Origin of the sequence: Streptomyces sp. 71268 (assembly GCF_029392895.1) — a bacterium.
In the GTDB taxonomy this organism is placed as follows: domain Bacteria; phylum Actinomycetota; class Actinomycetes; order Streptomycetales; family Streptomycetaceae; genus Streptomyces.
The window spans coordinates 3,772,444-3,785,560 of sequence record NZ_CP114200.1; the positions used below are offsets into that span (position 1 = coordinate 3,772,444).

12 protein-coding genes are annotated in these 13,117 nt (G+C 72.1%); 4 read left to right on the top strand and 8 right to left on the bottom strand.

The annotated features are described in order from the left end of the window. Positions 1–110: 110 nt before the first annotated feature. Complete coding sequence (sigJ, locus tag OYE22_RS14410) at positions 111–1,049, top strand: RNA polymerase sigma factor SigJ (protein ID WP_277320779.1); 939 nt, start codon at positions 111–113, stop codon at positions 1,047–1,049. Between the two features lie 623 nt (positions 1,050–1,672). On the opposite strand, the gene OYE22_RS14415 is transcribed toward sigJ, so the two are convergent. The 3 genes from OYE22_RS14415 to OYE22_RS14425 form a co-directional block, all read right to left on the bottom strand. Beyond that, positions 1,673–2,392, bottom strand: a complete 720-nt coding sequence (locus OYE22_RS14415) for a hypothetical protein (protein WP_277320780.1) — start codon at positions 2,390–2,392, stop codon at positions 1,673–1,675. Between the two features lie 165 nt (positions 2,393–2,557). After that, a complete protein-coding gene (locus OYE22_RS14420) occupies positions 2,558–3,130 on the bottom strand; it encodes a dihydrofolate reductase family protein (protein ID WP_277320781.1) in 573 nt (190 codons plus the stop codon). 136 nt (positions 3,131–3,266) lie between these two features. Then, positions 3,267–3,767, bottom strand: a complete 501-nt coding sequence (locus tag OYE22_RS14425; RefSeq protein WP_277320782.1) for a dihydrofolate reductase family protein — start codon at positions 3,765–3,767, stop codon at positions 3,267–3,269. Between the two features lie 326 nt (positions 3,768–4,093). On the opposite strand from OYE22_RS14425, the gene OYE22_RS14430 reads away from it, so the two are divergent. Further along, complete coding sequence (locus OYE22_RS14430; RefSeq protein WP_277320783.1) at positions 4,094–4,984, top strand: LysR substrate-binding domain-containing protein; 891 nt, start codon at positions 4,094–4,096, stop codon at positions 4,982–4,984. A 319-nt stretch (positions 4,985–5,303) separates the two neighbouring features. Here OYE22_RS14430 and OYE22_RS14435 read toward each other — a convergent pair whose 3' ends face one another. Then, complete coding sequence (locus OYE22_RS14435; RefSeq protein WP_277320784.1) at positions 5,304–6,155, bottom strand: hypothetical protein; 852 nt, start codon at positions 6,153–6,155, stop codon at positions 5,304–5,306. A 197-nt stretch (positions 6,156–6,352) separates the two neighbouring features. On the opposite strand from OYE22_RS14435, the gene OYE22_RS33435 reads away from it, so the two are divergent. Both OYE22_RS33435 and OYE22_RS14440 read left to right on the top strand, forming a co-directional pair. Next, a complete protein-coding gene (locus OYE22_RS33435) occupies positions 6,353–6,445 on the top strand; it encodes a putative leader peptide (protein WP_348652214.1) in 93 nt (30 codons plus the stop codon). 463 nt (positions 6,446–6,908) lie between these two features. Then, entirely contained in the window at positions 6,909–8,471 is a 1,563-nt protein-coding gene (locus OYE22_RS14440; protein WP_277320785.1) for a sulfatase-like hydrolase/transferase, read from the top strand. A gap of 46 nt (positions 8,472–8,517) precedes the next feature. Here the strand turns inward: OYE22_RS14440 and OYE22_RS14445 are convergent, their stop codons facing one another. From OYE22_RS14445 to purS, 4 genes are all read right to left on the bottom strand, one after another. Continuing rightward, positions 8,518–9,360 (bottom strand): sterol carrier family protein, encoded by an 843-nt coding sequence (locus OYE22_RS14445; protein ID WP_277320786.1) that lies wholly within the window; start codon positions 9,358–9,360, stop codon positions 8,518–8,520. Positions 9,361–9,595: 235 nt separating this feature from the next. Then, a complete protein-coding gene (gene purL / locus OYE22_RS14450; RefSeq protein WP_277320787.1) occupies positions 9,596–11,869 on the bottom strand; it encodes a phosphoribosylformylglycinamidine synthase subunit PurL in 2,274 nt (757 codons plus the stop codon). An 85-nt stretch (positions 11,870–11,954) separates the two neighbouring features. Beyond that, positions 11,955–12,635: a phosphoribosylformylglycinamidine synthase subunit PurQ gene (gene purQ / locus OYE22_RS14455; RefSeq protein ID WP_277320788.1), complete on the bottom strand. Its 681-nt coding sequence runs from the start codon at positions 12,633–12,635 to the stop codon at positions 11,955–11,957. Further along, positions 12,632–12,877 (bottom strand): phosphoribosylformylglycinamidine synthase subunit PurS, encoded by a 246-nt coding sequence (gene purS / locus OYE22_RS14460; RefSeq protein ID WP_176163165.1) that lies wholly within the window; start codon positions 12,875–12,877, stop codon positions 12,632–12,634. The genes purQ and purS overlap by 4 nt, the downstream gene beginning before the upstream one ends. Positions 12,878–13,117 lie beyond the last annotated feature (240 nt).

The following is a 13,117-nucleotide window of genomic DNA, read 5'->3' on the forward strand; positions in this document are numbered from 1 at the left end:
GAATGTGAGGCGACGCGTCGTGACCTCACATTTCGATGGGCTGTCTCGTCGTAAGGGAGAAGCAGGGACGACGCAGGCGCCGGAACGGACGACGAGGGAGCGGCGACACCATGGGGACCCAGACCGAGCCAGGAGAGGGCGGCCCGCTCGACCCGAGCCTGGGCGCGATCATGAGCGAGCGGCGGCAGTTGATCAACCTCGCGTACCGACTCCTCGGCTCCCTCGCCGACGCCGAGGACGTCGTCCAGGAGACGTACGCCCGTTGGTACGCCATGACGCCGAGGCAGCAGGCGGCCATCGAAGCTCCCGGCGGTTGGCTGATGAAGGTCGCCAGCCGCATCTGCCTGGACCAGTTGGGCTCGGCGCGCGCCCGGCGCGAACGTTACGTCGGGGAGTGGATTCCGGAGCCGGTGCCCGATCCCGCGGAGTGGGCCGACGGGCGGCCGGGGGGCAGCGCCGCCGACCCGGCCGACCGGGTCACGCTCGACGAGTCGATCAACATGGCGTTCCTCGTCGTCCTCGAATCGATGACGCCGGCCGAGCGCGTGGCGTTCGTGCTGCACGACGTCTTCCGGTACTCGTTCGCCGAGGTGGCCGAGATCGTCGGCCGTACGCCGGCGGCCTGCCGCCAGCTCGCCTCGTCGGCCCGCCGCCGGCTGCGCGGCGCGCAGGCCCCCGCGACCTCGGCCGAGCAGCGCACGAACGTCGTCCGCGGCTTCAAGCAGGCGTGGGACGCCAAGGACATCGTTGCCCTCATCGCCATCCTCGACCCCGACGTCACGGCGGTCAGCGACGGCGGCGGCCGCGCCAGGGCCGCGCTCCACCCGATCACGGGCCGGGAGGACGTCGCCCACCACCTCATGACCATCGCCACCCAGGCGCCCGACCTGATGATGGTGGAGCGCACGGTCAACGGCCAGCCCGGCGTGGTCCTCCAACTGGACGGCGTCACGGTGTCGGTGATGTCCCTCGACGTCAGCGGCGACCGCATCACCCACATCTGGGGCATCCGCAACCCGGACAAGCTCCGTCCTTGGACGGCGGGGTGAGTTGTGGGGGGGGGGGGGCACCGCCCGGGGCGGGCCCGATAGCCTGGGCGTACGGCTTTACGGGGAGGCGTTGTGGGCGGTTTGTGGGGCTTGGGCGGTAAGTCGGAGTCTGCGGAAGTTGCAGAAAACCGGGGTTCGACGCGGTAAAGCCGCAGGTGAATTGCTCTGGTCCCCGCGCGCGGGGATGGTCCTTCCGGCCCGGTCTGAACGAGGTTTGCATTGAGCTGGTCCCCGCGCGGGGATGGTCCCGCTCGGACGAACTCCAGGGTGGGGCGTCCGCCCTGGTCCCCGCGCGCGCAGGGATGGTCCCGTTCGCTGGCGCCCGTACGAGTGGCACGAGGACTGGTCCCCGCGCGCGCGGGGATGGTCCCGCCGCCTATTTGGCGGCGCTTCTGGTGCACCTCTGGTCCCCGCGCGCGCGGGGATGGTCCCGTCATGCCTCCTGGTATTCGATACGAGCGGTGGCTGGTCCCCGCGCGCAGGGATGATCCCGCCTACGACACGCCGCGCCTACAGGTACGCGTCTGGTCCCCGCACACGGGGATGACCCCAAGTCCCTGCGCACCAAGTACGCCGCGCGGACCTCGTCCCCGCCCCTGCGGGGCCCCCGCCCAGCCAGCCCCTCATCCGTCCCCGAACGCCGCCCCCGTCACGTCCCCCACGAACTCCGCCCGGTGGTAGTCGTACGTCGTGATGCCGGACACCTTGATCAGGACGCAGTAGCGCTCCACCGTGGCCAGTTGCGCGGCCACCTGCGCGTACTCGCGGCGGAGGAAGTGGATCGCCGCCTGGTTCGCGACCGCGCTCTGGCCGCAGACCAGGATGATCGGGCGGCGGAACTCCCGCGGGGTGAACTTGGCGACGAGGGCGTACGACTGGTTGCCGGGGTCGAAGCGGTAGCGCTGGCCGGCGACCTCGATGGCTACCGAGTCGTCGTCCTCGGGGCCGTAGGGGTGGAAGGTCACGCCCGGGAGGTGGGCGGAGAGGTGGCCGGCCGTGCGGGCGTTGGCGCCGCCAAGGGGGCCGCCGACGCAGAACTCCGTGTGGTCGCCGTTGCTGCCACGGAAGTCGTCGGACTCGACCGTCACCGTGCAGCCGAGTTCGCCGGCCAGCATGGCCAGTTCCACGGTGGCCCGTACGTCGCGGTGGTGGGCGGCGCCGGGGGCGTCGTGCTTGTTGCCCAGGACGATCAGGCAGGTGCCGCCGGGGCGTACGCCGAAGAAGGCGCCCTTCCTGTTCAGCGTGCGGGTGTGCTTGCCGCGCTCCCACAGCCAGACCAGGCAGCCACCGAGCACGCTCGTGAGCAACCCGATCGAGACGTTGGCCAGCACCGAGAGGACCACGTCACGCTCCCCCGTCCCCGTACGCCCAGGCCCCCCACCGGCCCGGCCCTCCCCGTCAGTCTCCCGCACCCGGGCGACCCGCCAGCATGCGGATGCCCACCGGCCTCAAGGGGCCGGGCCCACACCACAGCGAGCCCGATCCCAACACCCCCGCGCTGCGCGCGGTCAGCGCACCACGTCGTAGATGACCTTCTGGATGCCGTTCGCGTACGCCTTGTGCTCGACCAGCTTCAGCTTCTGCGTGTCCTTGTCCGTGTCGCTGAACAGGCGCTCGCCCGCGCCGAGGAGGAGGGGGAAGACCATCAGGTGATAGCGGTCGATCAGGCCGGCGTCGGAGAGGCTGTGGTGGAGCCTGACGCTGCCGTGCATGATGATCGGGCCGCCCTCGGTCTCCTTCAGCGCGGCCACGTCGTCCAGCGAGCGCAGGATCGTGGTCGGGCCCCAGCCTTCGACCAGGGACGACTCGGGGAGGGTGGTGGAGACGACGTACTTGGGCATGTCCTTGTACTCCGCGAACTCCTCCATCGCCGGCCAGACCGGGGCGAAGCCCTCGTAGCTGACCCGGCCGAAGATCATCGCCGTGGCCTCCGACTGTTCCCGGCCCTTGATCTCGTACGCCTCCGGCAGGAACTCCACGTCCTTGAAGGTCCAGCCGGCGTTGCGGTAGTCGGACTCGCCGCCCGGGGCCTCCACGACGCCGTCGAGCGAGACGAAGGCGGTGCTGATCAACGTACGCATGTCAGGTTCTCCCAGTGAGTGTCTGCTGTGGCTGGTTCGGGCCGCTGTCACGCCCGCGCCCGTGCCGTCGCGGGCGCGAACCGGGCCCGGTGGGCTCGGTGGCCGGGACGTCGTACGAACTGTGCGCCGGAGCCCGTCAGTCGGGGCGGTAGCGGAGGTGGAGGACGCCCGTCGGGGAGGCGGACGCCGCCACGAGGGTGAGCGGGACGCGGGGGCCGGTGTCGGGGAAGAGGCGCTGGCCGTGGCCGGCCACCAGGGGGTGGACCCGCAGGTGTAAGTCGTCCACCAGACCGGCCTGGAGCAGGGCGCGGATCGCCGTGTCGCCGCCGGTCACCACGATGTCCCGGCCGGGCCGCCCCTTGAGCGCGGCCAGTTGGGCCAGGGGGTCGTCGGTCGCGACGATGTCGGAGTCGCCGACGATGTCGGAGTCACCGACGACGTCGGCGGCAGCGTGGGACTCGGCGGGCCGGTCGCCTCGCAGGAGCCGTAGTGGCGTCAACCCGGCGTCTGCCGCCGCGCGTTGCCACTCCTCGGGTGCCACGAGGACGCCGTCCAGCGTCATGAAGGCGTGGGCGACGATCCGGCGGGCCGCGCGACGCGGCCCAGTGCGCTGTGTCGCGCGCTCGGGTGGCTGCATTTCGACGGCCCTCCTTCCTGACGTACCCGATGGCTGACGTTGGTCCGGCCGCCGCGCCGCAGGTGGCGGCGTTCGCGGGCCGGGTCGGCCCCGGGGCGTCTCCCCCGGTGATCACTACGATGCTCTGCCGGAACCGCGTCATCAAGCCACGATCACGCTACGATCGTTGCCTCTCGGGAAACGAAACAGGAAACGAAACGGGCGACAACGCCGAGGGGCGGCGGGCCGGCCGGGTCGCGCGCGGTGGCGCCGTGGGGCGCGGACGCCGGGGCCGGCGGCGCGGGTCGTAGGGCACGGGGCACGGGGCACGGGGCACGGGGGCGAACGTGTGGGAACGGCACGAGGTGGAGACCTTCCTGCTGCTCGCCGACGAACTGCACTTCGGGCGCACCGCCGTCCGACTCCACCTCACCACCGGCCACGTCAGCAAGACCATCAAGAGGTTGGAGAGCCGCGTCGGCGCCGCCCTCTTCGAGCGGACCAGCCGCCAGGTGCGGCTGACGCCGCTGGGTCAGCAACTCGCCGATGAGCTGGGGCCGGCCGTGGCGGCGGTCGAGGCGTCGTTGCGCCGGGCCGTCGACGCCGGCAAGGGCGTCACCGGCGAACTCCTCATCCACTTCCTCGGCCCGGCCACGGAGCAACTGGCGCTTCGGGCCACCGCCCACTTCGCCGCCCGCCACCCCGACTGCGCGGTCCACCTCCAGGCGGGTGAGCTGGGTACGAGTGCCACCCGGCTCCGCAAGGGCGAGATCGACATCCTGGTGGCCGCCTATCCGTTCCCCGGTGCGCGCAACGGGCCCGTACTCCTGGCCGAACCGCGCGTGTTGGCCATCGCCGCCGCACACCCGCTGGCCGGCCGCGCGTCGGTCTCCCTCGACGTGCTGGCCGAGGTCCCGCTGATCCAACTGCCGGACGAGGTCTCGCGGGAGTTCCGGGACGACCGTACGCCCGGCTTCACGCCGAGCGGCCGGCCCACGCTCAAGGGGCCCGAGTGCCACGGGCTCAGCAACATCCTCACCACGGTCGCCCTGGGCCGGGGCGTGTACCCGGTCGGCGCGCACTTCGCCCAGTACCACGCCCGCCCCGACATCGCGTACGTCCCGCTGCACGACGCCCCGCCCGTCACCTGGGGGCCGGTCTGGCTCCCCGCAAACGAGACGGCCCGCGTCCGCGCCTTCGTCCGAAGCGCGGTCGAGGCCAATCCGCCGGGCGCCTGAGCCCCCGGTCCCACCCTGGCGCCCGGTCCCACCCTGGCGCCCGAGCCCCGCCCTGGCGCCCGAGTCCCACCCTTCGCTCGTGGCGTCCCCGCTCGCTGTGGCGTGTCGCGCGATGCCGGGTCTCCCCGTACGACCGCGAGCGGATGCTCAGCCGTCCCATGGGGCCCCAACTCCGGCCGCCGCGCGCCCTGTTCGCCGAGTGGGAGAGTCGCGTCGGCGGGGCGCGCGGCGGCTGGGGAGAAGGTGGCGACGGTGGCGAACGGGCGGCGCGACACGCCGCGTTGGCCGCCGAGGGTGACGGGCCGTCGCCCGAGCTGGCTTAGCCAGCCGCGTTCGGGAACGCCTTCCGCAGGTTCTCCTCGGTGGCCATCTCGTCGGCGGCGCTGCCCGGCCGCTCCTGGGCCTCCTGGCGGGTGGACTGGGACGTGTCCACGCTGTCGAGGTCCTTGTCCAGGCCGAGGGCCTCGCGTACGTCCTGCTCCTCGTCCAGGTGGAACTGGCTGGTGACCCGTGCCAGGGTCTCGCCGCGCTCGAAGGCGTCCGTGCCCGTCACGCGGTTGAGCCGCTCGGCCGCGCGTCCGGAGAGCCGGACCGGGGAGGTCAACCGCACCTGTCGGTCGGCGACGTTGAGCGTCTCGCGCGTGATCCGCTGGCTCGGGGCGCGGCCGATCGCGATGGTGTCCGACTGGTTGACGGTGGCCAGCACGGCGTTGCGCGTGAGGTCGCTCTCGAACTCGGCGAGCCGGGCGACCTGCCGGGTCCTGGTGTTCACCACCGCGAGACCCCGGTCCTCGTACAGCACCCGGCCGCCGATGCGGCCGTCCATGTTGGTGACGACGCCGCTGGTCACGTCGAGCCGCAGGGGCACGCCGGCGGGCACGGCCTCCCGGGTCTGCCCCTTGGCGTCGAGGCGAACCAGGCGCAGGTCGTGCTGCTGGAGCCGCTTCAGGGCCTCCGGCGTCACGGCGAACTGGGTGGCGCCCTCAACGACCGCGATGGCGCCACGGGGTGCGGCGACGGGCGCGGTGGCCTCGGTCGACTCGGGGTCGGCGGCGGCGACGCCGGGGACGATCGCGAGGCCGAGGGCGACGGCGGCGGTGGCCACCGCCGCGCCGGCGCGGCGGGCGACGGAACGGGGTCGGGCGGCGGAGGTGGAGGGGAGAGAAGACATCGCGTGACGTTCCTTTCTGAAACGGTCGGATCGCAATGCCCAGACAAGGCGACTTCCCGTGAGCGCGCGACCTCAGCGGGTGATTCGGGTGGCGGGTGTCACCCGGTTGGCCAGACATCGCAGTACAGGCCGCACTTCCCGGGCGTGGCTCACCTGGCATTGACAGGCGGGCATGTCGTCAGACAGGCTCCTGGACCATGCCGCTCGCCCTTGATCCTTCGATCTTGTTGGTAGCGCGCCGCCACGTTGACCTGGTCCGTGTCGCGAGCGCGATCTGTCGCCACGCCTGACCACCCGAGCGGCCCCGCGGTCCCGACCCCGGTTTTTCCCGGGGTGCCTCCCGCGATCCGGCCTGCGGCCCGGCCCACTGAACGGCTCGGCGCCGGTTCGTTCCGGTGCGCTTTCCGTACGACGCGTTAGCGCGGTGCGCCGCTACGGCGTGCCTTCGTGAGCGTTCTCGTTCGCCTGGCCTTCGCGGGTGTTCGCCCTCCGCTCGGGTTCCCGCTCTGGATTTCCCTCCGGATTTCGCTCCGGTCGTGCTCCGGTTCGCGCTCTGGTTTCTGTGCCGATCTCCCCGGTCGGTTGGCCAACTGGCGTTGCGTCGCGCGGCTTTGACCGACGCGTTTCCCAGGGCTCCCACCCCTTACGACCTTCCGGCGCCTGACGGGTGCCGCCCCGCCACCGAGCCCGCCGGGCTCCGCCGTGCGCCGGGCGACGGCCGTCGCGCGCCCCCACCCACGCGAAGGACCCGCCATGCCCACCTCGCCCCAGCCCCACCCCGCCGAGCAACCCACCAGCGGCGCCGAGCAACCCCACCCCGCCCAGCACCCCGACCCCGCCGGCCAACCCGAGCGACCGCTGCCCAGCCGGTTGAGCCGGCGCGCCTTCGGCGGAGTCGTCGGGGCCACCGCGGCGACCGCCGCCGCCGGGCCCGCCGCTGCCGCCACCAGCCGCGCCGCCCGTGATACGGGCGAGGCGGCGGCCGGCACCCGCGCGGGGCGGCCGAGCCACGAAAACGAATCGGAGGTCGAGTTCGAGGCCGCCACCGACCGCCGGTCGCGGCGGCCCAACATCCTGTTCATCCTGGCCGACGACCTCGGCTGGGCCGACCTGTCCTCGTACGGCTCCCCCGACATCCACACCCCGCACCTGGACCGGCTCGCGCGCCAGGGCGTGCGGTTCACCCAGGCGTACTCCGGCTCGGCCACCTGCTCCCCCACCCGGTTCAGCCTCTACACCGGCCGCTACCCGGGGCGTACCAAGGGCGGGCTCGCCGAGCCGATCGCCGACAAGAGCGTCGGGCTCGACCCGAACCACCCCACGCTCGCCTCGCTGCTGCGCGACGCCGGCTACGCCACCGCACTGATCGGCAAGTGGCACTGCGGCTACCTGCCCGACTACAGCCCCACCCGCTCCGGTTGGGACGAGTTCTTCGGCAACTTCGGCGGCGCCCTGGAGTACTACTCGAAGCTCGGGCTCAGCGGCGAGTACGACCTGTACGAGGGCGACGCCGAGTACAAGGACCTGCGGTACTACACCCGGATCCTGACCGAGCGGGCCAGCGACTACGTACGGCGCGGGCACGGCGGGAAGCCCTGGTTGCTCAACCTCAACTTCACCACCCCGCACTGGCCGTGGATAGCCGAGGGCGACGAGGAGGAGAGCGCCCGTCTCACCGCCCGCATCAGGGCCGGCGAGAAGGGCGTGCTCAACCACCGCGACGGCGGCTCGCTCGCCAAGTACCGGCAGATGGTGCGGGACCTCGACGCGTCGGTCGGCACGGTGCTGGCCGCGCTGCGCGACTCCGGTGAGGAGCACAACACCCTGGTTGTCTTCTCCAGCGACAACGGCGGCGAGCGCTGGTCGTACCAGTGGCCGCTGTCCGGCAACAAGTTCACCCTCGAAGAGGGCGGCATCCGCGTCCCCAACCTCGTACGCTGGCCCGCCCGGCTGCGCCGCAACCAGGTCAGCCACGAGCCGGTGGCCTCGTACGACTGGACGGCGACGCTGCTTGAGGTCGCCGGCGCCCGGCCGCACCCCGCCTACCCGCTGGACGGCGTCAGCCTCGCCGGCTACCTGCTGCGCGGTGAACGGCTCGCGGAGCGCGACCTGTTCTGGCGGGTGCGCGGCGAGCGCGCGCTGCGCCGGGGCGACTGGAAGTACTACCGGGGCGCGGACGGCCGCGACAAGCTGTTCCACCTCACCAACGACCCGCGCGAGCAGGCCAACCACGCCACGACGGACAGGGCGCGGCTGGCCCGGTTGCGCGCCGCCTGGGAGAAGGTGGACGCGGGACTGCTGCCGTACGAGGACTGAGGCCGTACGGCGGCTCGGGGCGGGCCCGGCCCCCGGGGCCTGCGGCCTACCCCATCACCGGCAGGTACTCCGACAGATCGGCGCGCTCGCCGCTGGCGCTGACCGTGCCCGCGTCCACCTCGTGCTCCCACACGGTGCGGCCCGCGGCGAGGCGGAGCCAGGTGAGCGCGTCGGTCTCCACCACGTTGGGCGGGGTGCCACGGGTGTGCCGAGGGCCCTGCACGCACTGCACCACCGCGAACGGCGGCACCCGCAGCTCCACCGAGCCGCCCGGCGCCCTGGCCGCGAGCGCGTCGGCCAGCAGCCGCGCGACCGTGGCCAGGGCCTGCCGGTCGTGGCTGATCGCGGTGCCGGTGGCGGCGGTCAGGTCGTCGCCGTGTACGACCAGTTCGAGCAGCCGGGTGACGAGGAAGTCGTCCACCGTCAGCCGGCCGAACCGGGTGCTGATCAACTCGGTGCCGGCCGCACCCGCCACCGCCTCGGCCAGGAGCGCGGCGGCGGCGTCGTAGCGGTCGAGGAGTTCGGCGGGCTCGCCCGCCCCGGACAGGTCGTCCGCCTCGGCGATGGTGGCCTGGGCGATCTCGCCGGCCTGCGAGCCCAGCGAGTTCACGTAACCGCGCAGGTCGAGGTCGGCGGTCGCGCCCCGGGGCGCCGGGTCGGCGGCGAGGCGGCGGGGCAGGGTCTCCATGCAGACGGCGATGTGCACGATCAACTGCCGCACCGTCCACGCTTCGAGCCGCGAGGGCGCGGCGAGCAGCGGGGTGGCGTCGGGGGCCGCACACAGCACCGCGACCGCGTCCCGCACGGCCCGGACCTGACCGTCGAGCGCGGCCCGCACCTTCACGGGGTCGTAGCTACGGGCTCGGGGTGTACGCGAAGCGGAAGCCATGATCCACAGGGTAGAGCGTGCGCCCCCGCGCGGCTCGCGCCCGTACGCGCCCCGGCCCGTACGGCGCCCCCGGCCGTACGACGCCGCCGCCCGTTGCGCGCGCCGGCCCGGGCCAGCGCGCGGGGCGGACGCCGGGAGCACGGCGAAGGGCCCGTACGGAGCGTTCCGTACGGGCCCTCGCCGGCTTGCCTCACCCGCGGCTCACCGCGCGGTTCACCAGGTGCTCAGGCGCCGCTCAGGCCACCAGCGCCGGGATGGTCGCCTCGTGCGTCTCGCGCAGCTCCGTCAGCGGGATGCTGAACTGGCCCTGCACCTCCAGCGCGTCCCCGTCCACGACGCCGATGCGCGTGGCGGGCAGCCCGCGCGCGCCGCACATGTCGGTGAAGCGCAGCTCCTCGCTGCGCGGCACCGCCACCACCGCGCGGCCCGCGGACTCCGAGAACAGCGCGACGAACGCGTCGTCGGTCGCGTCGCCGGAGGCGGCCGGGCCCTCGGGCAGCACGATCCGGGCGCCCTTGCCGCCCCGCAGGCACGACTCGACCAGCGCCTGCACCAGGCCGCCGTCGGAGAGGTCGTGCGCCGCGTCGATCATGCCGTCGCGGGAGCCGGAGATCAGGATCTCGGCCAGCAGCCGCTCCCGCTCCAGGTCCACCTTGGGCGGCAGCCCACCCAGGTGGTCGTGGACGACCTGGGACCAGGCCGAGCCGCCGAACTCCTCGCGGGTGTCACCGAGCAGGTAGAGCAACTGGCCCTCGGTGCCGAAGCCGATCGGCGTGCGGCGGGCCACGTCGTCGATGACGCCGAGCACGGCGACCACCGGCGTCGGGTGGATGGCCGCCTCGCCCGTCTGGTTGTACAGCGAGACGTTGCCGCCGGTCACCGGCGTGCCGAGCTGCTGACAGCCGTCGGCCAGGCCACGGATGGCCTCCACGAACTGCCACATGACGGCCGGGTCCTCGGGCGAACCGAAGTTCAGGCAGTCGGAGATCGCGAGCGGCCTGGCGCCGGCCGCGGCCACGTTGCGGTACGACTCGGCCAGCGCGAGCTGCGCGCCGGTGTACGGGTCGAGCTTGGTGTACCGGCCGTTGCCGTCCGTGGCGATGGCCACGCCGAGACCGGTCTCCTCGCTGACCCGGATCATGCCGGAGTCCTCGGGCTGCGCCAGGACCGTGTTGCCCTGCACGAAGCGGTCGTACTGGTCGGTGACCCAGGACTTGGACGCCTGGTTCGCCGACCCGACCAGCTTGAGGACCTGCTCGCGCAGCTCGTCGGCGGAGCCGGGGCGGGGCAGCTTGCCCGCGTCGTCGGCCTGGAGCGCGTCCTGCCAGTCGGGGCGTGCGTACGGGCGCTCGTAGACCGGGCCCTCGTGCGCGACCGTGCGCGGGTCCACGTCCACGATCTTCTCGCCGTGCCAGAAGATCTCCAGCCGGTCGCCGTCGGTGACCTCGCCGATGACGGTGGCCAGGACGTCCCACTTCTCGCAGATGGCGAGGAAGCGGTCCACCTTGTCCGGCTCCACGACCGCGCACATGCGCTCCTGCGACTCGCTCATGAGGATCTCCTCGGGCGAGAGCGTGGAGTCGCGCAGCGGCACGTCGTCCAGCGAGACGCGCATGCCACCGGAGCCGTTGGAGGCCAGCTCGGAGGTGGCGCAGGACAGGCCCGCCGCGCCCAGGTCCTGGATGCCGACGACCAGCTTCTCGGCGAACGCCTCCAGGGTGCACTCGATGAGCAGCTTCTCCTGGAACGGGTCGCCGACCTGGACCGCCGGGCGCTTGGACGGCTTCGAGTCGTCGAAGGTCTCGGAGGCCAGGATGGAGGCGCCGCCGATGCCGTCGCCGCCGGTGCGGGCGCCGTACAGGACGATCTTGTTGCCGGTGCCGCTGGCCTTGGCCAGGTGGATGTCCTCGTGCCGCATCACGCCGATCGCCCCGGCGTTGACCAGCGGGTTGCCCTGGTAGCAGGCGTCGAAGACCAGCTCGCCGCCGATGTTCGGCAGGCCCAGGCAGTTGCCGTAGCCGCCGATGCCCGCGACGACGCCCGGCAGCACGCGCTTGGTGTCCGGGTGGTCGGGGGCGCCCATCCGCAGCGGGTCCACGACGGCGACCGGGCGGGCGCCCATCGCGATGATGTCGCGCACGATGCCGCCGACGCCGGTGGCCGCGCCCTGGTAGGGCTCGACGTACGAGGGGTGGTTGTGCGACTCGACCTTGAAGGTGACCGCGTACCCCTCACCGATGTCCACGACGCCGGCGTTCTCACCGATGCCCACCAGGAGCGCGTCGGTGGCGGGGGCCTTCTCGCCGAACTGGCGCAGGTGCACCTTGCTGCTCTTGTACGAGCAGTGCTCGGACCACATGACGGAGTACATGGCCAGCTCGGCGCCGGTCGGCCGGCGCCCGAGGATGTCCCGGACGCGCGCGTACTCGTCTTCCTTCAGGCCGAGTTCGGCCCAGGGCAGTTCGACGTCGGGCGTCTCGCCCGCGTGCTTCACGGTGTCGAGGGTCACGCTCGGTCGCTCCTTCGCGGCACAGGGCCAGACGCGCTGGGGTAGGGAATCTCAGTCGCTCCCTCGGCTGTTCCGGTGTCGAGCGTCATGCGGAGACCAACTTCTTCAAGATCGAGGTGAAGAATCCGAGCCCGTCGGTGCCGCCGGTGCCGACCTGCGGGTCCACCGCGTGCTCCGGGTGCGGCATCAGGCCGACGACGTTGCCGGCGGCGTTGGTGATGCCGGCGATGTCGCGCAGCGAGCCGTTGGGGTTGACGTCCAGGTAGCGGAAGACGACCCGGCCCTCCGCCTCCAACTCGTCGACCGTGCGCGCGTCCGCGACGAACTGGCCGTCGATGTTCTTCAGCGGGATCTGGATCTCCTGGCCGGCCGTGAAGTCGGCCGTCCAGGCGGTGTTCACGTTCTCGACCCGCAACTTCTGGTCGCGGCAGACGAAGTGCAGATGGTTGTTCCGCAGCATCGCGCCCGGCAGCAGATGCGTCTCGGTAAGAACCTGAAATCCGTTGCAGATACCCAGGACCGGCATGCCGGCCTTGGCCTGTTCGATGATCGATTCCATCACCGGCGAGAAGCGGGAGATCGCTCCGGCCCTGAGATAGTCGCCATACGAGAAGCCGCCGGGCAACACCACGGCGTCGACCTGATGAAGATCCTTGTCCCGGTGCCACAGCGGCACGGCCTCAAGACCCGCGATACGGACCGCGCGCTGAGTGTCGCGGTCGTCGAGGGTGCCCGGGAAGGTGACAACTCCCACGCGTGCGGTCACGACTCGACCTTTACGACGAAGTCCTCAATGACGGTGTTCGCGAGGAACGTTTCCGCCATCTCGCGGATACGGGCGAGGGCGTCGTCGTCGACCGGTCCCTCCACCTCAAGTTCAAAGCGCTTGCCCTGACGTACGTCGGAGATCCCCTCGAAGCCCAGGCGGGGCAGCGCGCGCTGCACGGCCTGGCCCTGCGGGTCAAGGATCTCGGGCTTGAGCATGACGTCGACTACGACGCGTGCCACTGGCACTCCCGGTGGTGTGGTGCGGCTGTGAGTTCTGGGGAGCAACCCCCAGGGACCCGAAGGCAGATGACATAACCCTACATCCCTGCAAAATCTACGCGCATAGATAAGGTGAACCCCCGGTCACGTTTAAGCATCGGGGGTGTCGAGCCCTGGGGGAAATCGAGGGGAAAACGTATCGTCCGGATTGCGCGGGGACACGCGGACAGAATTACCGGGGCTTCACAATGCAATGCCCAC